19 protein-coding genes are annotated in these 25,982 nt (G+C 65.1%); 15 read left to right on the forward strand and 4 right to left on the reverse strand.

What is annotated here, in order from left to right:
* Window positions 1-4: 4 nt before the first annotated feature.
* Both L7H23_RS07900 and L7H23_RS07905 read right to left on the reverse strand, forming a co-directional pair.
* A complete protein-coding gene (locus tag L7H23_RS07900) occupies window positions 5-1,393 on the reverse strand; it encodes a nicotinate phosphoribosyltransferase (RefSeq protein ID WP_237838795.1) in 1,389 nt (462 codons plus the stop codon).
* A gap of 52 nt (window positions 1,394-1,445) precedes the next feature.
* Entirely contained in the window at window positions 1,446-2,510 is a 1,065-nt protein-coding gene (locus L7H23_RS07905) for a bifunctional nicotinamide-nucleotide adenylyltransferase/Nudix hydroxylase (RefSeq protein ID WP_237838796.1), read from the reverse strand.
* Window positions 2,511-2,635: 125 nt separating this feature from the next.
* Between L7H23_RS07905 and L7H23_RS07910 the strand changes: the two genes are divergently transcribed.
* The 5 genes from L7H23_RS07910 to L7H23_RS07930 all read left to right on the forward strand — a co-directional run bounded on the left by L7H23_RS07910 (window position 2,636) and on the right by L7H23_RS07930 (window position 8,242).
* Window positions 2,636-3,292: an NUDIX domain-containing protein gene (locus L7H23_RS07910; RefSeq protein ID WP_237838797.1), complete on the forward strand. Its 657-nt coding sequence runs from the start codon at window positions 2,636-2,638 to the stop codon at window positions 3,290-3,292.
* 63 nt (window positions 3,293-3,355) lie between these two features.
* Window positions 3,356-4,327 carry a magnesium/cobalt transporter CorA gene (gene corA / locus L7H23_RS07915; RefSeq protein WP_237838798.1) on the forward strand — a complete coding sequence of 324 codons (972 nt, stop codon included), beginning with the start codon at window positions 3,356-3,358 and terminating at the stop codon, window positions 4,325-4,327.
* A 135-nt stretch (window positions 4,328-4,462) separates the two neighbouring features.
* Window positions 4,463-5,119 (forward strand): helix-turn-helix domain-containing protein, encoded by a 657-nt coding sequence (locus L7H23_RS07920; RefSeq protein WP_237838799.1) that lies wholly within the window; start codon window positions 4,463-4,465, stop codon window positions 5,117-5,119.
* Between the two features lie 125 nt (window positions 5,120-5,244).
* The gene (locus tag L7H23_RS07925) at window positions 5,245-6,840 is read left to right on the forward strand and encodes an ABC-F family ATP-binding cassette domain-containing protein (protein WP_237838800.1); all 1,596 of its coding nucleotides are present in this window, start codon (window positions 5,245-5,247) and stop codon (window positions 6,838-6,840) included.
* A gap of 238 nt (window positions 6,841-7,078) precedes the next feature.
* Window positions 7,079-8,242, forward strand: coding sequence for a hypothetical protein (locus tag L7H23_RS07930; protein WP_237838801.1), 1,164 nt, complete (start codon window positions 7,079-7,081; stop codon window positions 8,240-8,242).
* Here L7H23_RS07930 and L7H23_RS07935 read toward each other — a convergent pair.
* Entirely contained in the window at window positions 8,239-8,889 is a 651-nt protein-coding gene (locus L7H23_RS07935; RefSeq protein WP_237838802.1) for a glutathione S-transferase family protein, read from the reverse strand. The two genes, L7H23_RS07930 and L7H23_RS07935, sit on opposite strands and share 4 nt — an antisense overlap.
* Window positions 8,890-9,062: 173 nt before the next feature.
* Here L7H23_RS07935 and L7H23_RS07940 point away from each other — a divergent pair, with 173 nt between their 5' ends.
* The 8 genes from L7H23_RS07940 to L7H23_RS07975 all read left to right on the forward strand — a co-directional run bounded on the left by L7H23_RS07940 (window position 9,063) and on the right by L7H23_RS07975 (window position 19,682).
* Window positions 9,063-10,685 (forward strand): CHASE domain-containing protein, encoded by a 1,623-nt coding sequence (locus tag L7H23_RS07940; protein WP_237838803.1) that lies wholly within the window; start codon window positions 9,063-9,065, stop codon window positions 10,683-10,685.
* On the forward strand, window positions 10,669-14,274 hold the full coding sequence (locus L7H23_RS07945; RefSeq protein ID WP_237838804.1) for a hydantoinase B/oxoprolinase family protein: 3,606 nt from the start codon (window positions 10,669-10,671) through the stop codon (window positions 14,272-14,274). The genes L7H23_RS07940 and L7H23_RS07945 overlap by 17 nt, the downstream gene beginning before the upstream one ends.
* 57 nt (window positions 14,275-14,331) lie before the next feature.
* Complete coding sequence (locus tag L7H23_RS07950; RefSeq protein WP_237838805.1) at window positions 14,332-15,003, forward strand: DUF969 domain-containing protein; 672 nt, start codon at window positions 14,332-14,334, stop codon at window positions 15,001-15,003.
* Complete coding sequence (locus L7H23_RS07955) at window positions 15,000-15,938, forward strand: DUF979 domain-containing protein (RefSeq protein WP_237838806.1); 939 nt, start codon at window positions 15,000-15,002, stop codon at window positions 15,936-15,938. Before L7H23_RS07950 ends, L7H23_RS07955 begins: the two co-directional genes overlap by 4 nt.
* 1 nt (window position 15,939) lies before the next feature.
* Window positions 15,940-16,932, forward strand: coding sequence for a DUF2891 domain-containing protein (locus L7H23_RS07960; RefSeq protein WP_237838807.1), 993 nt, complete (start codon window positions 15,940-15,942; stop codon window positions 16,930-16,932).
* Between the two features lie 89 nt (window positions 16,933-17,021).
* Complete coding sequence (locus tag L7H23_RS07965) at window positions 17,022-18,032, forward strand: LacI family DNA-binding transcriptional regulator (protein ID WP_237838808.1); 1,011 nt, start codon at window positions 17,022-17,024, stop codon at window positions 18,030-18,032.
* A gap of 132 nt (window positions 18,033-18,164) precedes the next feature.
* Window positions 18,165-19,349: a diguanylate cyclase gene (locus L7H23_RS18530; protein WP_275671235.1), complete on the forward strand. Its 1,185-nt coding sequence runs from the start codon at window positions 18,165-18,167 to the stop codon at window positions 19,347-19,349.
* Between the two features lie 156 nt (window positions 19,350-19,505).
* Window positions 19,506-19,682: a Flp family type IVb pilin gene (locus L7H23_RS07975; protein ID WP_237838809.1), complete on the forward strand. Its 177-nt coding sequence runs from the start codon at window positions 19,506-19,508 to the stop codon at window positions 19,680-19,682.
* On the opposite strand, the gene L7H23_RS07980 is transcribed toward L7H23_RS07975, so the two are convergent.
* The gene (locus tag L7H23_RS07980; protein WP_237838810.1) at window positions 19,679-20,338 is read right to left on the reverse strand and encodes a hypothetical protein; all 660 of its coding nucleotides are present in this window, start codon (window positions 20,336-20,338) and stop codon (window positions 19,679-19,681) included. The two genes, L7H23_RS07975 and L7H23_RS07980, sit on opposite strands and share 4 nt — an antisense overlap.
* Before the next feature lie 499 nt (window positions 20,339-20,837).
* On the opposite strand from L7H23_RS07980, the gene L7H23_RS07985 reads away from it, so the two are divergent.
* A complete protein-coding gene (locus tag L7H23_RS07985; protein WP_237838811.1) occupies window positions 20,838-23,015 on the forward strand; it encodes a hypothetical protein in 2,178 nt (725 codons plus the stop codon).
* Window positions 23,016-23,297: 282 nt separating this feature from the next.
* The gene (gene acnA, locus L7H23_RS07990; RefSeq protein WP_237838812.1) at window positions 23,298-25,970 is read left to right on the forward strand and encodes an aconitate hydratase AcnA; all 2,673 of its coding nucleotides are present in this window, start codon (window positions 23,298-23,300) and stop codon (window positions 25,968-25,970) included.
* The last annotated feature ends 12 nt before the right edge of the window (window positions 25,971-25,982 follow it).

The raw sequence follows: 25,982 nt of genomic DNA on the forward strand, positions 1-25,982 counted from the left end.
CCGCTCAAAGCCGCCCCTCGGACCGCGCGCGCACCGCGTCGAAGTCGTGCCGCACCAGCAGCTCGCCATTGCGCCATACCGGTACCAGCAGGTCGGCGCCCGGCGCGGCGCTGTCCAGCCTTGCCGCCACCATCCGGCCGTCCTTCATCACGACCGCCTGCCGCCCGGCCTTGCTCGCCTTGCCGGGATCGGTGCTCGGCATTTTGAACACGTCGTGCCACACGCCGTCGCTGCCCAGCATCGCGTTCGCCTTCATCGCGAAGCGCAGTGTGTCGCGGTTGACGTGCTGGAGCATCCCGCCGCCCATGCCGAATGCGATATTGTCGATCGCAAAGCCTTCCTCGACCATGCGAGCCACCAGCTTGCCGATGCTGTCGACCGTCATCCCGTCACCCTGGATCACCCGCACATGCGGGTCGAGCACGCGATAGCCCTTGCTGTTCACGCTGCCGCCGAACTTCTCCCACAAAGTCTTCACCGTGCGGAGCGGCGTCTCGATCGGATCGCCGCTGTCGGGACGCACGACCAGCGTGCCCTGTCGGCCAAGCACCTTCTCGCGCAGGCTGCCCCCCCAGATATCGGCGACCGCCGCATCGAGGTCATAGCTGTCGGAGACCACCGCGACGATCCGCCCTTCGCCCTCGAACCGGTCGAGCATGTTGCGATAGGCGTCCTCCTCGCGCTCGCGCCCCCAGCTCGTCATCGTGCTGTGCTCGGCGGCAGGAATGGAAAATCCCGCCATGTCGGCACCATAGTAACGCCGCGCCGCGACCAGCGCCTCCATCGTGTCGGTGCCCTGGAAATTGACGAGATGCGCGAGCCCGCCCAGCCCCGCACTCTCGGCGGAAGACACCCCGCGCGCACCAAAGTCGTGCAGCTTGAAGGGCAACTGCCCGAGGGCATCGTCGGACGTCTTTTCCAGCCCGGCGCGGATCACCTGCTTGCACTTCCAGCTCAGCGTCGCGACCGTCGTCGGGTACCAGATCGCGCGCAGCATCGCCGTCTCGATGAAGGTCGTCAGCCAGGGCATGCGCGGATCGGTATTCTCGAGCTGTACCAGCGGCACCCCGGCCGGGACGATCGCCCCCTCGGGCAGCGCCTTGATCTCGAGTGGCAGATAGCCGCCATGATCGGCGACGATCGCCTCCCATCCCGCGCGGTTGAACGGCACCCCGTGCGCAACGCAGATCGCCTCGGCCTCGTCGATGTCCGCCGCCGCGATCGGCTGGCTGAAATAGTCGACCAGCAGCGGCTGCAGCCCCAGGAAGACGATCTCGTCGGAAAAGGGGTTCGGCCGCGCCTCGACATAGGCGCTGATGATGCGCGCCTCGGGCGGGTACTGCAGAAAATGGCTCTGCTTGTAGCTGTCGGTCGCCAGGATCAGGTTTTTCATGATGTGAACTCCTCACATTCGCTCAGGTTCGGCGGGACTCCCCCGCCGCGGGTTACAGGTCGGCCATCTCTTCGATGATCGACCAATGATCTTCGAAGAACATCTCGGGGCTCAGGTCGCCGAGCCGATACCAGCGCGCGTGCGCGGCATCGTCGCCGCCTTTGACCGCGAACAGCTTGCGCCGCTCGGGTAGCCGGAACAGAAATGCATGCGTAATGACGCGGCCGCGCAAGCTGCGGTTCGGCGCATCGAACACCCGCGTGCGATGATCTTCGATAAAGCTGCCGAGCATCGCGGGCGGAATCTGGCCCTTGCCGTCGCTGATCCCCGTTTCCTCGCGCAGCTCGCGGATCGCCGCGTCGCGAATGCGTTCGCCCGCATCGACGAAGCCGCCGGGCAGCGCGAGCAACCCCTTGCCGGGCAGTCGCCCGCGCTCGACGAGCAATATATGCCCCGACTGGACGACAACCGCGTCGGCGGTGACGAACGGCCCCTTCCCCCATTGATCGGGATAGGCGGCGAGATATTCGCTCTCTTCGAGCAAGATGCGGAACGTCTCGCCCAGCTTGAACGCGTCGAGCCACGCCGCGACGTCCGCCGTCAGGATCGACGCCGGCACTTCGGGGATGCGCTGGAAATAGCGCCGCCGCGCGTCGGTCGAGCTGAAGGTCCCGTACTGGCTGTCGATCTGGATATTGTCCCACTCGGGAAACAGGCGGAGATAATAGGATGACGCATCCTTGCCATAACCCGTCAGCGCGACGCGAAAATCGGCGAGCCCGTGGCTGCCGAAGCCATGCCCGTTGCCGACATCCAGGATGATGCGGTTCACCCGCCGCTGCACTTCGGTCACCCATGCCGTGTCCGAATAGAGATGATCGTCGAGCGGTTCGACGATCAGCCGCTCCTCGGCCATTTCGTGGCGGAAGGCGGCGCGCAGCATCGCGGCGCGCTCGTCGAAGGTGAAGGGGTTGCGCGGATCGCGTGCCACGTTCGCCGATCCGACGAGGACGATCAGCCGTCCGACCCGATCGAGCGCCTGCCGGATGACATGCTCATGCCCGATATGCAGTGGCTGGAAGCGTCCGATAAAGACACCGAAATCTGCTTTGTTCATCGCTCGAGACTCCCTCGATCCACCCTTCGCCCCGGACCCCCCGCGGCGACTCGCCCTCCGATTCGATGGCGTTGCCGGACTTATATGTATTTGACATATATCTAGTCAAGATATAAGTTACCGCCATGTCCGAACCCTATGATCCCGCTGCCTTCCCGCCGCTCGCTGTGACCGTCGACCTTGTCCTGATGACGGTGCGCGACGGGCGGCTGGCGGTTTTGCTCCAGCGCCGCAGCGAGGCGCCACACAAGGGTGGCTGGGCACTTCCCGGAGGCTTCGTCGGAGCCGCCGAAAGCCTTGATGCCGCCGCGCAGCGTATCCTCGCCGACAAGGCGGGGGTCGCCGACGCCTGGCTCGAACAGCTCTACAGCTTCGGCGAGCCGGATCGCGACCCGCGCATGCGCATCGTCACGATCGCCTATTTCGCGCTGCTGCCCGCCGAGGCGCTCGCCGCCGCGCTCGCGGGCCGCGACGACCTGAGGCTCGCGCCGTTCGACGCGCTGCCGCCGCTCGCCTTCGATCACCGCGGCATCGTCGATCACGCCGCGGCACGTCTGCGCGGCAAACTCGACTATGCTCCCGTCGCCTTCGCCCTGCTCCCGCCACTCTTCACCCTGCGTGCGCTCCAGGACGTCCACGAAGCGATCCTCGGCACCGCGCTCAACAAGCCGGCCTTCCGCCGCCGCATGCTCGACAAGGGCTGGATCGAGGGGACCGGAACGCGCGAGGAGGGCGGCGCCTTCCGCCCCGCCGAACTTTTCCGCTTGCGCGTCCCGTCCTGAAGGCCACTTCCCTTCATCGCGGCGCGGCCTATTTAGGGCGCAGCCAGAAAGGAACGTCCGTCCATGCCCATCGTCGCCGCCCGCCACTATCATCAGGGCAAGCTCGTCCGCGAGCTCGGGCCGAGCGACGTCATTCCCGAAGATTGCGCCGACGACGATTTCTTCTGGCTCGGCCTTTACGAACCGACGAAGGAGGAGCTTTCCGGCATCGCGAAACGCTTCGGCCTGCATCCGCTCGCGGTCGAGGACGCGCTGAAGGCAAAGCAGCTTCCGAAGGTCGAGGTTTATGGCGACCAGCTCTTCGTCATCGCCGCGACGGGCAATCTCGATGGCGACACGATCCAGGGCGGCGAGACCGCGATCTTCCTCGGCCGTCACTTCGCCGTGACTGTCCGCCACGGATCGGCGCGCGCGCATACCGAGGTGCGCGCACGGCTGGAGACGCTACCGCACAAGCTCGCGCACGGACCCGATTATGTCCTCTATGCAATCCTCGATTTCATCGTCGACGGCTATTTCCCGGTGATCGACGCGATCGAGGACCGGCTGTTGCTGGTCGAGGAAAGCGTGATGGACACCCCGCTCGATGCCAGCGAGATTCGCCACCTCTATTCGCAGCGGCACGAGATCATCCGCTTCCAGCGCATCGTCGGCCTGATGAAGGACGTTGCCAACCGCCTCGTCGGCACCGACGACCTGCCGTGGATCGACGACGCCGTGCGCCCGTATTTCCGCGATATCTGGGATCATGTCCAACGCGCCGAATTTCGCCTTCAGGGTCTGCGCGAGGTCGCGGCGTCGGTGGTCGACACCAATTCGCTCCTCGAACAGCAGCGTCAGGGCGTCATCACCCGCCAGCTTGCCGCTTGGGCTGCGATCCTCGCGGTTCCGACCGCAATCGCCGGCATCTACGGCATGAATTTCCAGCATATGCCGGAACTTGGCTGGACCTTCGGCTATCCGCTCGTCATCGCGGGCATGGCGGCGATTTGCGGCGCACTCTATTGGCGCTTCCGCAGCATCGGCTGGCTCTGACCGTCCCGGTCCGTCGCTTGCCGGGGGCGTCGGGGCGCAAGCCTCTGGCGGCGACGCCCCGCCGTCCCGATAGGCTGGTCCTTCGTCCTCGCCGCTAACAAAGTCTTAACCGAGTATCCCCGACATATGGCTACCATGGCCAACCCCGTATTTTCCGATCCGCAGGCGCAAAGCAAACGCCGCAACGCGCGCCGCAATCTCCCGCTTCTCGTGCAGGGCCGGACGGATGCGGGGACGCCGCTCGCCATCCAGATCTACAATATCTCGGAGACCGGCCTGCTCGTCGAATGCGACGCCGATCTGGCGGCGAACGATCGCATCCGGATCGACCTGCCGCACGCGGGCACGGTGGGCGCACAGATCGTCTGGACCAGCGGCCTTCTCGTCGGATGCCAGTTCGATACCCCGATCTCTTCCGCGACGCTCAGCGCCGCACAGCTTCAGAGCGCCGCGTCGCCGCATCTCGCACTCGGCGACGATGCACCGCGGCCGGTCGATCATTTCGGCGCGCGGCTGCAGCGTCTGCGCGTTCGCAAGGGCCTCAGCCAGCTCGACATTGCCGCCCATCTCGGCGTCAGCGCCCCCTCGATCTCCGGGTGGGAAAAGGGCCGCACCCGGCCGAAGCATGCGCGCCTCGACGCGCTCGCCGACCTGCTCGGCGTCTCGCTTGCCGAGCTGCTCGACGAACCCGAGTCCGAGGGCATTCACGAACTGATCGACCGCAGCCGCGAACAGATCGCGCGCGCGATGGGTACGACCTCCGACAAGGTCCGCATCACCGTCGAACTGTAACGCGCCTTTCCAGACGGCCGGTTATCGGCTAAAGGACGCCCCATCACCGTTTCAGGGAGCTGACAGGATCATGGATCGCAACTGACCGCATCGCCGCAAGCCTTGCCTTCAGGAAAGCCCTATCCATGTCCTCGATCACAATCTCCGATATCAGCTGGTCCACGCCCGACGGCCGCGCCGTCCTCTCGCGGCTCGACCTCGGTTTCCAGCGCGAACGCACCGGCATCGTCGGCCGCAACGGCGTCGGCAAGTCGACCCTGCTGCGCCTGCTGACCGGCGATCTTGCGCCCGCCTCGGGCTCGATCGCGATCGACGGCACCATCGCGATGCTGCGCCAGACGGTGCAGGTCGATCCGGACGAGACGATCGCCGACCTGTTCGGCGCGCGCGCCGCGCTCGCGCTGCTCCGCAGGGCCGAGGCCGGCGAAGCAAGCGTCGGAGAGATCGGCGACGCCGACTGGACGCTCGAGGCGCGGATCGGCGAGGCGCTCGCCGCCGTCGGCCTGCCATTGCCCGCCGACACCGCTCTCGCGGCGCTCTCGGGCGGCCAGCGGACGCGCGCGGCGCTCGCCGGCGCGATGTTCGCACGGCCCGACTTCCTTCTGCTCGACGAACCCACCAACAACCTCGACCGCGAAGGGCGCGCCGCGGTGCGCGACCTGATCCGCGGCTGGCGCGGCGGCGCGATCGTTGTCAGCCACGACCGCGAGCTGCTGGAGGAAATGGACGCGATCGTCGAGCTCACCTCACTCGGCGCCGCGCGCTACGGCGGGGGCTGGAGCGCGTGGCGCGCGCGCAAGGATATCGAGCAGGCGGCCGCGGAAGCCGAACTCGCCGGCGCCGAAAAACGTCTCGGCCACGCCCGGCGCCAGGCGCAGGCGGCGACCGAGAAGCAGGACCGGCGCGACGCGCGCGGGCGCGCCAAGGCGGCGCGCGGCGACATGCCGAAAATCGCTATCGGCGGCCTCAAGCGCCGCGCCGAGGAAACCCGCGCCTCCGCAACGCGCCTCGCCGATCGCCAGCATCGCGAGGCCGAAACCGTGCTCGAAGCCGCACGCAGCCAGATCGAGGTGATCGATCCGCTCGCGGTCGGGCTTCCCTCGACCGGCCTCTCCGCCGCGCGCACCGTGCTCGAACTCGACCATGTCACGGCAGGCTATGTTGCGGGAAATCCGGTGATCGACGACCTGTCGCTGACGATCACCGGGCCCGAGCGGATCGCGATCACCGGACCCAACGGCTCGGGCAAGTCGACCCTGCTCGCGCTCGTCGCCGGCACGCTCGCCCCCTGGTCGGGCACGGTCCGGACCCCCGTTCGCCTCGCCCTGCTCGACCAGCGCGTCTCGCTCCTCGATCCGGCGCGGTCGATCGCGGCCAATTTCCTCGCGCTCAACCCCGGCGCCACCAACAACGGGTGCCGTGCCGCGCTCGCGCGCTTCCGCTTTCGTGCCGACGCCGCCGACCGCATCGTCGGCACGCTCAGCGGCGGACAGATGCTCCGCGCCGGGCTCGCCTGCGTCCTCGGCGCCCCGCAGCCGCCGCAATTGCTGATCCTCGACGAGCCGGGCAACCACCTCGACCTCGACTCGCTGACCGCGGTCGAGACCGGGCTGGCCGCCTATGACGGCGCGTTGCTCGTCGTGAGCCACGATCCGGCTTTCCTCGACGCGATCGGCATCCAGCGCGAAATAGCGGCGGGTTTGGGGTCGGCACCGGGGTGAGCGCGCACCGGGCGAAAAAAGAAGCCCGTCGGAGAACCGGCGGGCTTCGAGAAACAGGATGACTATGGTGGGTCACCCTGTGCTTGGGTCGCGGACACCGAATGGCCCGCCGCCGATCCGATTGCGCTACCCGATTGGGTAGCATCCGCACTTTTTTCATCGCATTACGCCTTGGCACGGCGCGATTTGCTCCTCTATCATGGCGCACAGCTGCCTATCTCGCCGACCGGGGACAAGCGTGCCGACCGATCCTGTGCCAATCCTGCCGCCCGATACCGATGCGTCCGCCGAATGGGACGTGCTGAACGAGCTGATCGGCGAGATCTATGAATCGGTGCTCCATCCCGAACGCTGGAACGAGACGCTGACGCGGATAACCGGCGCGCTATGCCCGCTCCGCTGGGAATCGGCGTTCATCCTGTGGGAAAGCAATAATCCGCCCCGCGCGCGCTTCGTCGCCGCCTCGGGGCTCGCGGCGGGGCTTCAGGAAATCTACACCGGGGTCTACGCCGGGATGAACACCTGGTCGCGGCGCTTCTCGCGCTATGCGAACGGCAGCGTGGTCGACAGTTACGACATCGTGACGCGCGACGAATTCTATGAAACCGAATTTTTCCGCAATTTCCTGAAGCCTTACGGAATCGACCGGCTCGTCGGGGTGCTACTCGACCGGCGCGGGGGCGAACGGCTCGGGCTGATGCTGCCCGGCCCCGGCGACCGCGACACCGAAAAGCTGAAGCGCGGGCTTCGCGTCCTTGCGCCGCATATCCAGCGGGCGCTGCGGATCAGCGACCGCCTCGCCTCGCTCGAACTCGCTGCAGGCGCCGCTCGCGCCGCCGCGGATGCTGCGCCCTTCGCGATTTTCAGCCTCGACGACCAGCTCGGCATCCTTGCCGCCAACGGCCGCTCCGCACGCTATGAAGAGGCGGGATTCATCCGCTTCGCCGGGAACCGGCTCACCTTCACCCATCCCGCGAGCCAGAAAAAGCTGCTCGATCTGGTGCGCGGCCCGGCGACGACCAGCCTCGCCTTTCAGGCCGTAAACGATGCGGGCGGCGAATGTCCGGTGCTGGCGGCGCGCCTTCCACGCCAAACCGCACAGCGCATGGGCGGTATCGAGCTCGGCGCTTCGCTGATCGTCACGATGGGCAGCGCCGTCGGCGAAACCCCCGTCGTCCAGATCGACCATGTCGCGCAATGGTTCGGCCTCACGCCGGCGGAGGCGCGGCTCGCCGTGGCGCTGGCGCGCGGACAGACGCTGCAGGATTATGCCGCGCTCCGCGCCGTCAGCCTCAACGCCGCCCGGTTCCTGCTCAAAGGAATCTTCCGCAAGACCGGGACGACCAGCCAGGCCCAGCTCCTCGCAACGCTGGCACGGCTCCCGGCCGGCAGCGGATCCTAGGCTGCCAGCACCTTCGCCATCATCCGTTCCTCCTTCTCGACCCACGGCGCAAGGCTCGGGCGCGACAGGATCGCCTCGCTCCAAGCCGCGGTCTTCGGGTGCGTCGCGGCGTCGATGCACGCGCCGCAGTGGCGGAAATTCATCAGCGGTGAAGCGACCGCCAGGTCGGCAAGCGTGAAACGGCCGCCGACCAGATAGCCCGACGCGGGAATCGCGCTTTCCAGATAGGCGAGCAGCTTTGGCAACTCCTCGGCCTCGGCCTGCGCCGCCGCCGCCAGATCGCCTTCGCGGCCGAGGAATTTTGGCGAGACGATGCGGTTGAAGAACATCTTTCCGCTGCACGCGGCGAACACCGTATCGCCGAATTCGTCCCACCAGATCACGCGTCCGCGCTCCTGCGGATCGGCCGGAATCAGGGCCGGCTCGGGGTGTTTCGCTTCCAGATAGTGGATGATCGCGCTCGAATCGGCGAGCAGGAAGCCGTCGTCGTCCATCGCGGGCATTTTCCCGAGCGGCGAGGCGGCGCGGAAACCCGGATCGGGGTCGCCGATTCCGACGCCCTTCAGCTCGAATTCGATCCCTTTTTCGCCCAGATAGCCGAGCAATTTGCGCACGAACGGCGACACCACCGAACCGTAAATGATCATCCCGCAATCTCCCTTTATTCCGGTCTTATAGCATAGGTTAAAGGCCGCGCGCCGCAAGCCGTCCGACACCACCGGAACGGCTGCGAAATAAACTTGCTATCAACCCTTCGGCGTGAAACATCTGCGACCGGAGGGGGGCGCTGCCGCGGCAGCCATCAGGCAGGATTCAACGCATGCGCCCTTCGACCTGGGCAGACCGGCTGCTGGCCCTGCTTGTCCGCTTCGTCGGCCTTGTGATCCTCCTCGCGACGCTCGTCGCAGCGGCGGCGAGCTTTCTCTACAACCAGTCCGAAGAGGGCGATCAGGCGGCTCGCGTCGCGATGCAGGTCAATATGCGGCTGCGCGATCATGTCGCGGTCCTCGAAGGGGTGCGCGCGCTCTACCAGTCGGATCCGAGCTCGAGCGGCCCCGGCATCCGCGCCTACCTCTCGTCGCTCCAGCCGCAGGTGCGGACACCGGGCATGGAGGGTATCGGCATCGCCGCGGCTTTCCCCGCGGCGGCGCCCGAACTGCCCGAGGCACAGCTTCGCCAGAACTACGGCCAGGACATCAGGGTCTGGCCCGCGGCTACCGACCAGAAAATCGGATTCGCGGTCACGCTCGTCGAACCCTATACGCCGCGCCGCCACGTCGCGCTCGGCTTCGACATGTACAGCGATCCGACGCGGCGGGCTGCGATGCGCCGCGCCTGGCAGACCGGCCAGCCCGCCGCGAGCGGGGTCGTTTCGCTCGCGCAGGAAAAGGCGACGACGCACAAGCAAAAGGGTTTCCTGATCTATATTCCGGTCTATGCGCGCCGACCCGCCTCGCCGCTGACCAACGTCGCGACGCGCCCCGGGACACGCCCGATCGAAGCCTTCATCTATGCTCCGTTCCGCGGCCAGGACATGATGAAGGCCGTCCTCGGGGAACAGATCAACGGCATCGACGGGCTCGAAGTCTACGCCGGCGACGGCCCGAAGGCGCAGCTTCTCTATCGTCACGGGCAGGTCGGCTGGGATGCGCACGAACAGAAGCTGCGCGTCGCCGACCGCGAATGGACGATGCGCATCTCCTACGGCCGTTTCTTCGAACGGCTCGGCCGCCCCTTCGCCATCTTCCTCTTCGGCCTTGCTCTCGCGATCCTCGCCACGCAGCTCCACCGCGTCCAGCAGCGCCGCGTCGGCGTGGCGCAGGCACTCGCCGCCGAACAGGCGCGCCATGCCGAAGACCGCGAACTGATGATCGGAGAGATGGCGCACCGCATGAAAAACGCCTTTGCCCGCATCGGCGCGCTCGCCCGCATCACCCTGCGCGAATCCGAAAACCTGCAGGATTTCGAAAAGAGGTTCGACGGCCGCATGCGCGCGCTTTCGGACGCCAAACAGATGCTGGTTACCGGTGCGGTCGACACCGTCGAACTCGGCAAGATCGTCCACCGCGAGCTGGAAATCGCCGGCTGGTCCGGCGAGCGTCTGGCGGCACTCGACGGCCCGGTCGTCCGGCTTGAGGATGAAAGCGCGCAGGCCATCTCGCTCGCGGTCCACGAACTGGTGACAAACAGCATCAAATATGGCGCGCTGTCGGGGCGCGGCGGCGATCTCGCCGTCGGCTGGCGCATCGACGCCGGCGATGTCGAATTCCGCTGGACCGAAACCGGCCTCGCCGCGACGCCCGACATCGGCACCGAAAGCTTTGGCACCCAGTTCATCCGCTCGCTGATCGAGCGGCAATTGAAGGGCAGCTGGGAACGCAGCGCGGTTGACAATGGCCTCGCCATCGTCATTCGCTGGCCGGACGATGGCTCTACCACCTGACGACCGCTGGCATATCTGGATCGATCGCGGCGGCACCTTCACCGACGTCGTCGCGCGCAGCCCCGACGGCGCCGTCGTCACCACCAAATATCTGAGTGAAGACCCCGCCCGCCCCGGCGACGCCGCGGTCAATGCGATCCGCGACCTCACCGGCGCAGGCAGCGGCGACCTGCCGCCGCTCGCGATCCGCATGGGCAGTACCGTCGCGACCAACGCGCTCCTCGAACGCAAGGGCGAGCCGACCTTGCTCGCGATCACGGCAGGCTTCGGCGACGCGCTGACGATCGGCTATCAGGACCGCCCGGAACTCTTCGCGCGCAAACTCGACCGCACGCCCCCGCCGCATGCCGAGGTCGCCGAGATCTCCGAGCGCATCGGACCCGACGGCGCCGTCCTGACCGCGCTTGACGAGCAAGCCGCCCGCGCTTCGCTGCAAGCCGCCCGCGACCGCGGCCTCACCAGCATCGCGATCGTGCTGATGCACGGCTATCGCTACCCCGATCACGAACAACGCCTCGCTGACATCGCCACCGACGTCGGCTTCACCCAAATCTCGACCAGCCACGACGTCAGCGCGCTGATCAAGCTCGTGGGCCGCGGCGACACGACGCTCGCCGACGCCTATCTTTCGCCCGTGCTGCGCCACTATGTCGACCAGTTCGTCGCGCAATTGGGCGACGGCGTCGACCCGCAGTTCATGAAAAGCTCGGGCGGTCTCGCCTCCGCCACCGCTTTCCACGGCCGCGACGCGATCCTCTCGGGTCCCGCGGGCGGCATCGTCGGCATGGTCGGCAGCGCCGCCCCGCTCGGCAAGACCCGCCTCATCGGCTTCGACATGGGCGGCACCTCGACCGACGTCAGTCACTATTCCGGCCGCCTCGAACGCGACAACGAAACGATCGTCGCAGGCACGCGCATCCGCGCCCCGATGCTCCGCATCCACACCGTTGCTGCCGGGGGCGGTTCGATCTGCCGCTGGGACGGCGCGCGCCTGCTCGTCGGCCCCGAGAGCGCCGGCGCGAACCCCGGTCCCGCCGCCTACGGCCGCGGCGGGCCGCTCACCGTCACCGACTGCAACGTCCTGCTCGGCAAGATCCAGCCCGATCATTTCCCGAAGCTCTTCGGCCCGAATGGCGACCAGCCGCTCGACCGCGCGGTCGTCGTGCGCAAATTCGCCGCGATGGCCGCCGAGGTCGGAAACATCACCCCCGAAGCGCTCGCCGAGGGTCTGCTCGCCATCGCGGTCCAGCAGATGGCGAACGCGATCAAGCGCATCACCATCGCGCGCGGCCACGACCTGACGCAGGGCTACAGCCTCACCGGCTTCGGCGGCGCCGCGGGCCAGCATGTGTGTCTCGTCGCCGATGCGCTCGGCGTCGACGAAATCCTGCTTCATCCGCTTGCGGGTGTGCTCTCGGCCTATGGCATGGGCCTCGCCAAACCCTCGGCGATCCGCGAGCGAACGTTGGCGCTCAAACTCGACGGGTATTGCGAAGCTACGCTTGCCGCCACTGAAAGCGAATTGTCGGAACAAGCCCGCGCCGACCTCACCGGCGGCGCCGAAACCGCACGTGAAACCCTGCTCTTCGTCCGCCTGGCCGACAGCGACAATGCGATCGAGCTGCCGCTCGCATCGCCCGCCGAGGTAGCGGCCGCCTTCGCCGCAGCCTTCCGCCAGCGCTTCGGCTACGCCCCGCACGCCAATCTGGTCGTCGACCGCATCCGTGTCGAGCTGACCGAGAGCGGCGAAGCTCCCGCAACCCTGCCCCCGCCTGAGGCAACGGCAGGCACGCCCCCCGAAAGCGCTACCGCTTGGCTTGCCGGGGCGGCGCACACCATCCCTCTTCACCAGCGTGAAGCACTGGCTGTGGGTGCCAGCGTCGCCGGCCCCGCGATCATCATCGACCCGCTCTCGACCACCATCGTCGAACCCGGCTGGCGTGCCGAGGTCCAGCACGAAGGCACACTGCTCCTGGCCCGCACCCACTCGGTCGAGACGCACGCCGCTGCATCCGGCGACTTCGCCACCCCCGACCCCGTCCGCCTCGAAATCTTCAACAGCCTGTTCATGGCGATCGCCGAGGAAATGGGGGGCGCGCTCCAGCACAGCGCCTCGTCGATCAACATCCGCGAGCGACTCGATTTCTCCTGCGCGCTCTTCGACGGCGAAGGCCGGCTCGTCGCCAACGCGCCGCACATGCCTGTCCACCTCGGTTCGATGGGCGAGAGCGTCCGCACCATCCTCCGCCAGCGCACCGCCGACGGCCGCGGCATCCGGCGCGGCGACGCCTACGCCCTCAACGCACCCTACGACGGCGGGACCCACCTGCCCGACATCACCGTCATCATGCCCGTGTTCGTGGCCAAAGAATACGAGGAGAGCGATGCGCCGAGCTTCTTCGTCGCCGCGCGCGGCCACCACGCCGACCTCGGCGGCATCGCGCCCGGATCGATGCCCCCCGACAGCCGGAGCATCGCCGACGAGGGCATCCTCTTCGACAATGTCCTGATCGTCGACGACGGAAACTTCCTCGACGCCGCCGTCCACGCGCACCTTACCGCCGGCGACTGGCCCGCGCGTAACCCCGGGCTCAACATCGCCGACCTGAAAGCACAGGTCGCCGCCTGCCAGCGCGGCGCCAGCGCGCTCGTCGACCTCTCGGCCGCGCACGGTGCCGCCACCGTCGCGGCCTATATGGCGCATGGGCAGCGCCAAGCCGAGGCCGCGGTCCGCCAGCTCATCGCGCGCCTCGAAGACGGCACCTTCACCTACGCGATGGACAATGGCGCCAAGGTCGCCGTCGCAGTAAAGGTCGACCGCAAGGCCCGCCACGTCACCATCGACTTCACCGGCTCGTCGGCAACCTTGCCCGACAATTTCAACGCGCCCGCCCCCGTGGTCCGCGCCGCAGTCCTCTACGTCCTGCGCACGATGCTCGACGACCCGATCCCGATGAACGAGGGCTGCCTCACCCCCGTCACGCTGATCGTCCCCGAAGACTCGATGCTCTCGCCGCGCTACCCTGCCGCGGTCGTCGCGGGCAATGTCGAGACGAGCCAGGTCATCACCGACGCGCTTTTCATCGCCTTCGGTGCGATGGCCGGGGCGCAGGGGACGATGAACAATTTCACCTTCGGCAACGACGCGCATCAATATTACGAGACGATCGCCGGCGGCTCGGGCGCCGGCCCCGGCTTCGACGGCACCAGCGTCATCCAGACGCATATGACCAACAGCCGCATGACCGACCCCGAAGTGATGGAAACGCGCTTCCCCGTCATCGTCGAGCAATTCTCGATCCGCAAAGGTTCGGGCGGCGCCGGCCGCTGGCATGGCGGCGACGGCGCCACCCGCCGCATCCGCTTCCGCGAAGCAATGGCCGCGAACATCCTCGCGAACCGGCGGCAGATTGCCCCCAGCGGTCTCGCGGGCGGCGAAGACGCCGCGCCCGGCCGCAACTGGGTCGAACGGGTAGACGGCCGCATCGAAATCCTCGCGGCCACCGGCAGCGCCGACCTCGCCGCGGGCGATGCCTTCGTGATCGAAACGCCCGGCGGCGGCGGTTACGGGAAATCAGGGGAGAGATAATTTGGCGACGGCGCGGTCTACCCCACGCGGGGACGACGGAATGAAGGGGTACCGATCATGCTCGTCCTGATCGGCATCGCGATCATCATCGCGGGCTTCCTGCTCCGCTTCAATCCGCTGCTCGTCATCATGGCCTCGGCGCTCGCGACCGGGCTCGCCGCAGGGCTCGATATCGCCGCGATCGTCGCCGCCTTCGGCAAGGCGTTCAACGACACGCGCTATGTCTCGATCATCTGGATCGTCCTCCCCGTCATTGGCCTGCTCGAGGCTTATGGCCTCCAGCAGCACGCCCGCAGCCTGATCGACCGCATGAAGGGCACGACGCTCGGACGCCTGCTCACCGGCTACCTGCTGCTCCGGCAGGCGCTGTCGGCGGTCGGCCTCACCTCGGTCGCGGGGCATGCGCAGACCGTCCGCCCGCTCGTCGCGCCGATGGCCGAAGCCGCCGCCGAAGCAAGGAACGACGCCCTCACCGAAGACCAACGCGAGGAAGTGAAAGCCTTTGCTGCCGCAACCGACAATGTCGGCCTCTTCTTCGGCGAGGATATCTTCCTCGCGATCGGCTCGATCCTGCTAATGAAAGGCCTGCTCGACGGCTATGGCTATCAGATCGAGCCGCTGCACTTCTCGCTCTGGGCGATTCCGACCGCGATCGCCGCTTTCCTGATCCACGGCTTCCGCCTCCGACGCCTCGAAAAGCGGATGAAGAAGCGGGAGGCTGGCGCATGATCACGCTCGGCTTCGTCTATGTCCTCGCGGGACTGACCTTCGCTGCTTTCGCGCTGCTCGGCCTCGCGGACCGCAGCAACCCCAAGCGCTTCGGCAATGCCGCCTTCTGGGGGCTGATGGCGGCCTCGATGCTCGCCGGCGACCATCTCGGCGATTTCGGCAACGGGCTGCTCGTCCTCGCCCTGGTCGCGATCGCCGGTACCGGCCAGATCGGCCGCGCCCCGGGCGGCGAGGTGCCGGCCGACCTGCAGACCGAACGCGCCGGAACGCACGGCAACTTCCTGTTGCTCATCGCGCTGATCATCCCCGTCGTCGCACTCGCGGGGACCTTCGTCTTCAAATGGGTTCCCGGTCTTGCCGATCCCAAGCAGGCAACACTGATCTCGCTGGCGATCGGGGTGCTCATCGCGCTCGCGGTCGGCATGGCGAGGCTCCGCCCCCCCGCCCCCCTCCCGCTCCAGCAAGGCCGCCGCCTGCTCGACGCGGTCGGCTGGGCGGCGATCCTGCCGCAGATGCTCGCCAGCCTCGGCGCGGTCTTCGCGCTCGCGGGCGTCGGCGAGGTCGTCGGCGGCCTCATCGGCGGCACGATTCCCGAGGGCAGCCTGTTCGGCGCCGTGCTCGCCTTCGGCCTCGGCATGGCGCTCTTCACGATGGTAATGGGCAACGCCTTCGCAGCCTTCCCGGTGATGATGGCCGCGGTGGGCCTGCCCCTGCTCATCAAGCACTACAATGGCGACCCTGCGGTCATCGCGGCGATCGGCATGCTTGCGGGATTCTGCGGCACGCTGATGACCCCGATGGCGGCGAACTTCAACCTCGTCCCCGCCGCGCTGCTCGAACTCAAAAGCCCTTATGGCGTGATCCGGGCGCAGATCGGAACCGCGCTGCCTTTGCTCGCGGTCAACATCCTCTTCATCTGGCTCTTCGCATTCTGACATGACCGACCTCACCCCCGACCACGCCACCCGCTTCGCGACCGCGACCCTGTCGCATCTCGGCCGCGAATATCCGTACAAGATGGACCTCGTCCTGAACGGCCCCGAGGATGCGAAGCCCCCGCGCGAGCATCACCCGATCTTCCACGGCAGCTTCGACTGGCACAGCTGCGTCCATGGCTGGTGGCAGATTCTCCGCCTCGCGCGCCTTTTTCCCGACCTGCCCGTCAGCGCCGATATCCGCGCCCGCGCCGACGCCATGCTCGTGCCCGAAAAGGTCGCCGTCGAACTCGCCTTCCTCGATCGCCCATATTCGGCCGCGTTCGAGCGACCCTATGGCTGGGCGTGGCTTCTCGCGCTCCACGCCGAAGCCGAAAAGCACGACGCCCCCTGGGCCGAGGCGCTCGAACCGCTTGCCCTCGCCTTCGCCGCGCGTTTCCATGCCTTCCTGCCGAAAATGACCTACCCCTTGCGCGTCGGCACCCATTTCAACATCGCCTTCGCGCTCCTCCTCGCGCGGCACTGGGCCGAAACCCGCGACCCCCACCTCGTCGCGCTGATCGACGCCAGTGCGCGCCGCTGGTTCGCCGAAGACCGCGACTGCCAGGCATGGGAGCCCGGCGGCGACGAATTCCTTTCCTCGGCGCTCACCGAGGCGCATCTGATGGCGGTCATCCTCGGCGACGATTTCACCGGCTGGTTCGACGCCTTCCTCCCCCGCGCCGCAGAGGAACAGCCGGCAACCCTCTTCACCCCCGCCACGGTATCCGATCGCAGCGACGGCAAGATCGCGCATCTCGACGGCCTCAATCTCAGCCGCGCATGGTGCTGGCGCAGTGTCGCCGCAGCGCTCGGGCCGGACCATCCCGTCGCCCCGGTCGCCGAAGCCGCCGCGCAGCGCCACCTCGCCGCCGCCCTCCCGCACGTCACCGGCGACTATATGGGCGAGCACTGGCTTGCGAGCTTCGCGCTGCTCGCGCTCGACGGCCTTTAGGCAGTCGTTCCGGAAAAGGGACCGGCCTCGCCGATTGACAAGCCTCCCCCACGCGGCGAGAGACGGCGGAAAGGGGAGACGGACTGCACATGAAAACGCTGCGCCCGACATCGTTCGACGTCGCCGAGCGCGCGGGCGTTTCGCAATCGACCGTCTCGCGCGCCTTGCGCAACAGCCCCGGGGTCAACGCCGAAACCCGCGCCCGCGTCTCCACCGCCGCGCGCGAACTCGGCTATGTCGTCGACCGCCACGCTTCGTCGCTCCGCCTCAAAAGCAGCGAGACGCTCGCGCTCGTCACCATCTGCCGCCCCGGCGAAGATCGCAGCGCGATCAATCCCTTCTATTTCGCGCTGCTAGGCAGCATCGCCGCCGCGACCTCGGCGCGCGGTTTCAACCTGCTCGTTTCCTTTCAGGAGAGCCCCGACAATTTCCGCGCCGATTTCGTCGCGAGCGGTCTCGCCGACGCGATGATCGTCATCGGCACGACCAGCAACCGCGCAGCATGGGATTATTTTGCCGAGGCGCAGCAATCGGGGCTCGACTTCGTCTGCTGGGGCAGCCCCGGCGATCCCTTCCACTGGATGCGCAGCGACAATGATACCGGCGGCCGCCTCGCCGCCGAACATCTCGTCGCATCGGGCCGCAAGCATATCGCCTTCGTCGGCCCCCAGCGCTCGCCGCAGCGCCAGTTCGACGAGCGCCGCGACGGCTTCACCGCCGCGCTCGCCGCGCATGGCGTCGCGCCCGTCATCGTCGAGCCCCCTGCCGCCGCCGACCGCCACGCGCAGGGCGTCGCCGCCGCCGCCGATCTGCTGGCCGCGCATCCCGAAACCGACGCGATCTTCGCCGCGTCGGACATGCTGGCGCTCGGCGTTCTGCAGGGCCTGAAGGACGCCGGCCGGCGCGTGCCCGAAGATATCGCCCTCATCGGCTTCGACGGCATCCGCGCCGGAACCCTTGCCGATCCCGCGCTCACGACGCTTGAGCCCGATCTCGATGCGGCGGGCGAGGCGATGGTCGCAATGGCGCTCGAGGACGATGACTTCACGCGAAGCGGCACCCGCATCCCCGTGCATCTCGTGACGCGCGGCACCGCCTGATCACGCGCGCCGGCGGCGCCGATATCAAACGTCTCGTCGCATTCGTCACCGTGACTTAACTTCCCCCGAAGTAACAACTCGTTATCCACACTCGGCTACCCTGGGGGCGGGGGAGAAGAGGTAGGGAGCGTTTTGCAAGGACAGCTTTTCATCTCGTTGCTCAATCCGGGCATCGGCCTGCTGTTCGCCGCCGCCTTCTTCCTGCTGTGGCTGCGCCGCCGCGAGCGCTATGTCGCCTATGCCGCCGGCGCCTATCTCGCGACCGCCTTTGCCTTCCTGATGCAGGATGTTGCGCCCGTCATGCCGATGGAGCTGCAGCGCCTGCCCGCAAACGCCGGCTTCCTCGCGACCGGGATGCTCTTCGCCGCCGCGATCATCAGACGCTATGGCTTGCCGGTCCCGTGGCGCGCAATGAGCGTCGTGACCGCCATCTCGATGGCCATCTTCACCTGGTATCTGCTCGCCGATCCCAGCATCCCCGCGCGCATCTATGCGATCAGCGTCGGCGCCGGCGCTATCGCGCTGATGGTCGTCTATGCGCTCGCGCCGATCGACAAGCCGCACCTCATCGACAAGGTACTGTTCTGGGTCGCCGCGCTGTCGGCCGCGAACCTGATCATCCGCCCCGTCGTCATCCTGACCTTCAGCGGCGGCTTCGACAATTATGTCGGGTTCCAGCAGTCGGTTTACTGGACCACCGTCCAGTTCAGCCAGGCGATGGTGTCGATCGTCGCGGCGATCAGCCTGATGGTCGCGGTCGCGATCGACATGATCGCCGAGCTCCGCCGCGAAGCCGACGACGACCAGCTTTCGGGCCTGCTCAACCGCCGCGGCTTCGAAGCGGCGGCGGGCGCAGCGCTCCGCCGCTGCCACGACGCCGGCCAGCCCGCCGCGCTGCTGATCGCCGACCTCGACCATTTCAAGCGAATCAACGACACCCACGGCCACGCGGTCGGCGACGCGATCATCGCCGCGTTCGGCGCGCATGTCCGCGCCGTCGGGCGGGATCAGGTCATCGCGGGCCGCATCGGCGGGGAGGAATTTGCGATCCTCTGCCCCGGTGCAGGGGTCGAGGCGGGACGCCAGCTCGCCGAGGCGGTACGCACCGGGCTCCGTGCCGCGTGCGCGAACCGCATTCCCGACCGGCTCTGCCCGACCGTCAGCATCGGGCTGGCCGTCGGCACCCCCGGCGAAGGCCTCTCGCGCCTGATGCACGATGCCGACCAGGCGCTTTACGACGCGAAGCGGACGGGGCGCGACTGCGTGCGCAGCTTCACCCCGAAAGTCGTTCGCCCTGCCGCGGCCGCGCTCGGCTGAGCCCGCGGCCCCGGTCCGCCACCCGCACCGCTCCCTCAGTCTAATCGCGCCGATATGGCGCAATTTATCAGCCTGTTAAGCAGTTTCGCCAACCTGTGCCTCGCCCCGGTCCAGTTATCGCCGTCGCGGGACCGGGAACAGGATCATGGGGACGACATGCGGACCATTCACCACTTCGCCGCCGACACGCGCGGCGCGACCGCGATCGAGTACGGGCTTCTCGCGGCGCTGATCTCGCTCGCCTGCCTGATCGCCTTCCAGTCGCTCGGGCTGACGCTGGAGGGCGTGTTCACGACGATCAACGACGCGTTCAGCGGCGCACTCGGCCACTAGGACGCCCGCCGCGCCTCCTCTTCGGCCCATGCCGCGTCGAGTTCGGCGTCGGTCAACGGCATCCTTTGCTCGCACGCGTCGCAATGCGGATGATCGGGACAGCGCAAGCGGTGCGCGCGCTTCACGAACGCGATGCGCCGGAGCAGCACCGCGTCGGTTTCTTGCTGCGTCGCGCCCTGCACCTTGGCTGCGCCCTCTACCTTGTTGTCGAAGACCATTCCGCCGAAAAACTCGTCGCGCGACAGGAAGCGATCGCGCACCGCCGCGGGCAGCACATAGGCGTCGGCCTCCTCGGGCGTCAGATGCACATTCTGCCCGCCTTTCATGTCGCCGCGCTTGATCAGCAGCCCCAGCATCGAATCCGACGGCATGATCCGCCGCTCGACCTCCTTGCCGTTCCGGATGACGACCATCTCGCGCCCCGCAACCGCGCGCTCATAAGCGACCGCCTCCAGCCCGCGCAGCGCCCGCGCGATCGCCTCGCCGCACGCCTTGTCGAACGGCGCGAACAGCGCGCGCGATCGATTGACCGACGTCGTACTGACCCCCGCGATCCGCGCCGCATCGGTGATGCACCCCGTTTGCCCCAGCGTCGCCAGAAACACCCGCGTCCGCGCCGCCGTCCACCCGTCGGCGCGCACGCGCAACCCGGGCATGAAGGGATTGGAGTGCGCTTCTTTCCCCTCCCGCTTGCGGGAGGGGGAGCGAGACTTGCGGGCTTGCCCGCTAGTAGCAGCGGGGTGGGCACCATCCCCCACTCCGCCCTTCGCTCCCGATTTCCCCCGCGAACCGCGCGCCACCTTACGCCCCATAGCTCCATCTCCCGAATCACCTGGAATGAATCGGAATGACTTTGAACCTATTTGGATAATGTAGGAAAGAGAAGATTTTCACTCCGCTTTGTCGTTCCAAATTTGCCCATTCTGATCCCGTAGGCTTGCGAATGCGTCGCTAGGCAACTTTACTTTGATTGCTCCCAGCCTTAGGCCTTAAATAACAGTCGGGTCACCCGACCCTTGATCCACGGGAGAATGGCCGATGGTTCGGCGAGCTTTTTTCGCATATCCGGGAAACCAGCCGAATATCAGGGACGCGATACGCCATTTTTGTGATCATTATCCCCGAGAGAAATTTGAAGTTTTCTCATGGGAGGCCATGCAGATCGTTGGCCTACGAATAGACGATGAGGTAAGGCGAAATATCTCTGAATGCGAGCTACTTATAGCGGACATTACTTATAATAATTTTAACGTTCTGTATGAAATTGGTTATGCGGCAGCACTTGGAAAGCCCATAATTCCCACTTTGAATTCTGCCGTTTCCTCTGCATCAAGGCGAGTTAATGATCTAGGGATAATGGATACAATTGGTTGGGCCACTTACACAAACGGCGAAGATCTAGTTTCTTCGATTGAGGCATGGGATTCATCCTCTTGGCGTAACCGATATCAAACTCCAAAAAACCACTCCCAGCCCCTGTTTATATTAGACTGCCTGATGAAAACTGATTTCAGGAATCAAATATTTTCAACAGTCGAAAATTCAAAAGTACTGTACAGGGCATTTGATCCGACTCAAGTCCCTCGCTTGACAGCCGCCCAAGCGATATCGGAGATATCATCTTCCTCCGGCGTCATAATTCCCATAATAAGCGAGGACATAAGCGACAACTACAAACACAATTTGCGAGCAGCATTCCTTATTGGCTTATGCCACGGCTTCGATATAGATTGTCTCGCTATTCAATATGAGAACAATCCTGCGCCGATAGACTATCGAGACTTTATCACAAACTCCACGTTTAGAAGAGAAACCGTCAACCACGTTGAGCAAATATGCGCGGACACTCTTATAAGAAATCAACAGATATCTAAAGTTCGCAACAACGACGACGCGGGAATTATAGCTGAGATATCTCTCGGATCTCCAGTTGCAGAGTATGAGACACAGCAGCTAGAATTATATTTTATAAAAACGGCGCAATATGCAAATGCCTTGAGAGCGGAAGGAGCTGTCATAACGGGCAGAAAGGGCTCCGGAAAATCTGCCATATACTTCCAGCTTCTGAACCAATTTTCTAAAGACAAAGAGTCCTGTGTTGTCGATCTTCGCCCCGCAAGCCATAATCTAAGTGAAATGAGAGAGAGTTTACTTAGCGTATCTTCAGTGGGAATATTTGATCATACAATAGCATCTTTTTGGCACTATGTGATGCTATTGGAAATTCTTCTAAAAATCAGAGAGGCAGTTCTCCCAAAATCAAAGAACAACTTTGACTTGCAAGAGCGGATTAGATCAATTGAGGAGAATTTTGGCCTTCACGAGGCCGTAGTCGCGGGTGATTTTACTTCGCGACTGAGAACCGCTGTTGATCAAGTAATTTCAGGTCTGGGCGGTGCGCGAAATGGAGATGAGGTCAGGCAGCAAATAACCAACCTGATGTTCGAAAATCCGATTCCCAAACTTCGCGAAGCGATCACATCCTTCGGTGACATCTTCGATAAGATCATCATTCTAGTGGATGATCTCGACAAAGGATGGCCTCCGCTTCAGGTCGAGATGCATGACGTCGCCACCATACGCCATCTAATTGAAACACTCAGCAGGATTCGTCGAGACCTTGGTAAGAAAGGGCTCGACGTTAGACATATGATTTTCCTTAGAAGCGATGTTTATGAGCGCCTAGTGGAGCACACGTCGGATCGAGGTAAATACAATGTTATCAGAATCGACTGGTCAGATCCCCAGCAGCTAGAGCACCTTATAAAGACGAGAGTGCTAAGTAATGTTCCGAAAGAACGTTCCGATGACGCATGGGGCATAGTAAATAGGCAGATATCTCCTACTCTTACATCGATAGATAAGATGATAGAGGTATCCCTTCGGCGCCCGCGCTTCTTGATAGACGTTATGGAAAGAACCCTATCATTTGCAATTAATCGAGGCCATGGATTTATAACTGAAGACGACGTTGAAGAGGGCGCGCGTCAGATGTCTTTGTATCTTGTATCTGATTTCGCTTATGAGATGCGCGACATAGCAGGGACACCGGACGATATATTTTACTCTTTCATTGGAACGCCACCCACCGTTAAGCATGCTGATGTTTTAAGTACCTTGGGCCGTATAGATCTCGCCATCCCACCGGATCAGGTCATCGAACTGCTCCTATGGTACGGATTCCTTGGAATACTGGATGCGGCCGGGTTACCGGTCTTCATATACGATCGAGCATATGACATTCGGCGACTGGAGGCGGAACGGGGACCGATTTCCACTGAACTGCGTTACGCGATCAATCCGGCTTTCCTAAAGGGCCTGAGTCCGAAATAGCGAGACTTAGGGAAAAAGGGCCAAACCTTAGTGATTTTTTCGGCAGCATTTTAATGAGCGCCAGTGTTTCTAGGCGCTTAGGTTTGGCATGCTAATTGCGTGGGGTGTTACAGTTTAACCCTAGACGGAGAAGGATCATGTAACCCCACCCCCTTGCATTTCCCCACCCCCGGCGTAAGGCGGCGCCAACATAAACCTGCGCGTGCGACTCCGCTTGCCCCGCTCTCCCGAACGGGCATCGGCGTCATTTCCCCGCCGCGCCAACATGGGGACTGCAATCCTATGACGACCACGGGCAACGACACGCTGGGTACCCGTTCGACGCTGAGCGTCGGCGGCAGGAATTACGCTTATTATTCGCTCGACAAGGCCGCGGCGAAGCTCGGCGACGTGTCGCGCCTGCCCTTCAGCATGAAGGTGCTGCTCGAAAATCTGCTGCGCTTCGAGGATGGCGGCTTCACCGTCTCGACCGACGACGTGCAGGCGCTGGTCGACTGGCAGAAGGACCCGCATTCGAACCGCGAGATCCAGTATCGCCCCGCGCGCGTGCTGCTTCAGGATTTCACCGGCGTGCCCTGCGTCGTCGACCTCGCCGCGATGCGCGATGCGATCGCGAAGCTCGGCGGCGACACGACCAAGATCAACCCGCTCGTCCCCGTCCACCTCGTCATCGACCACAGCGTCATGGTCGACGAATTCGGCCATCCCAAGGCGTTCGAGCAGAATGTCGAAATCGAATATTATCGCAACGGCGAGCGTTACGACTTCCTGAAATGGGGATCGAAGTCGCTCGACAATTTCAAGGCGGTTCCCCCGGGCACCGGCATCTGTCACCAGGTCAACCTCGAGCATATCGCGCAGGCGGTGTGGTCGAGCGACGATGCGTCGGGTGAAACCGTCGCCTATCCCGACACCTGCGTCGGCACCGACAGCCACACGACGATGATCAACGGCCTCGGCGTGCTCGGCTGGGGCGTCGGCGGGATCGAGGCCGAGGCCGCGATGCTCGGCCAGCCCGTGTCGATGCTGATCCCGGAAGTCGTCGGCTTCAAATTCACCGGCGCGCTGAAGGAAGGCGTCACCGCGACCGACCTCGTGCTCACCGCGACGCAGATGCTGCGCGCCAAGGGCGTCGTCGGCCGCTTCGTCGAATATTTCGGTCCCGGCCTGTCGTCGCTGTCGCTCGCCGACCGCGCGACGCTCGCCAATATGGCGCCCGAATATGGCGCGACCTGCGGCTTCTTCGGCGTCGATGACAAGACGCTCGATTACATGCGCCTGACTGGCCGCAGCGAAGAGAATATCGCGCTGGTCGAGGCCTATGCCAAGGCGCAGGGGCTGTGGATCGTCGAGGGCGCCGCGGACCCGATCTTCACCGACACACTCGAACTCGACCTTGGCACCGTCGTACCGTCGCTCGCGGGGCCGAAGCGTCCGCAGGACCGCGTCTCGCTTCCCGATGTCGACGATGTGTTCAACGCCGACATGGTCAACACCTACAAAAAGGCGCAGACGCGCGTGCCGGTCGAGGGCAAGGATTTCGACATCGGCGACGGCGACGTCACCATCGCCGCGATCACCAGCTGCACCAACACCTCGAACCCCGGGGTGCTTGTCGCCGCGGGGCTCGTCGCGAAAAAGGCCGACGCCTTCGGGCTGAAGCCCAAGCCGTGGGTCAAGACCTCGCTCGCCCCGGGGTCGCAGGTCGTCACCGACTATCTGGAGAAGGCCGGGCTGCAGAAGCATCTCGACAATATCGGCTTCAACCTCGTCGGCTATGGCTGCACCACCTGCATCGGCAACTCGGGCCCGCTGGCGGAACCGATTTCGAAGGCGATCAACGAGAATGGCCTCGTCGCCGCGGCCGTGATCTCGGGCAACCGCAACTTCGAAGGCCGCGTGTCGCCCGACGTGCGCGCAAACTTCCTGGCGTCGCCGCCGCTTGTCGTCGCCTACGCCCTCAAGGGCACGGTGATCGAGGATTTCACCACCACCCCGATCGGGCAGGACCAGTCGGGCAACGACGTGTATCTGAAGGACATCTGGCCGACCAACCAGGAAGTCGCCGAGACGGTTCAGGGCGCGGTCGACCGCGACATGTTCGAGGCGCGCTACGCCCATGTCTACAAGGGCGACGAGCATTGGCAGAAGATCGAGGTCGAGGGTTCGGACACCTACCAGTGGCGTGCGGGCTCGACGTACGTGGCGAACCCGCCGTACTTCGAGGGCATGTCGATGACCCCGGCGCCGGTGTCGGATATCGTGGGCGCCAAGCCGCTCGCGATCCTCGGCGACAGCATCACGACCGACCACATCAGCCCTGCCGGCAGCATCAAGGCGGACTCGCCGGCCGGAAAATGGCTTATGGAACATCAGGTTAGCAAGGCCGACTTCAACAGCTACGGCGCCCGCCGCGGCCACCACGACGTCATGATGCGCGGCACCTTCGCCAACATCCGCATCAAAAACGAAATGGTCCCCGGCATCGAAGGCGGCATGTCGCGCTACGGTTCGGAGGTCATGCCGATCTACGACGCCGCGATGCGCCACAAGGCCGACGGCACGCCGCTCGTCGTCATCGCGGGCAAGGAATATGGTACCGGCTCGTCGCGCGACTGGGCCGCAAAGGGCACCAACCTGCTCGGCGTCCGCGCCGTGATCGTCGAGAGCTTTGAGCGCATCCACCGCTCGAACCTCGTCGGCATGGGCGTGCTGCCGCTGCAGTTCCTCGAAGGCCAGAGCCGCGAGACGCTGGGCCTGACCGGCGACGACCAGTTCACCATCACCGGTGTTGCGGACCTCAAGCCGCGCCAGACGGTCACCGTGAACGTCACCCGCGCCGACGGTTCGACCTTCGCCTTCGACACGCTCTGCCGCATCGATACGGCAAACGAGGTCGAATATTATATGAACGGCGGCATCCTGCACTACGTGCTGCGCAAGCTCGCGGCGTGAGGTAAACGAGGG

This window comes from Sphingopyxis sp. BSN-002, assembly GCF_022024275.1.
GTDB lineage: Bacteria > Pseudomonadota > Alphaproteobacteria > Sphingomonadales > Sphingomonadaceae > Sphingopyxis.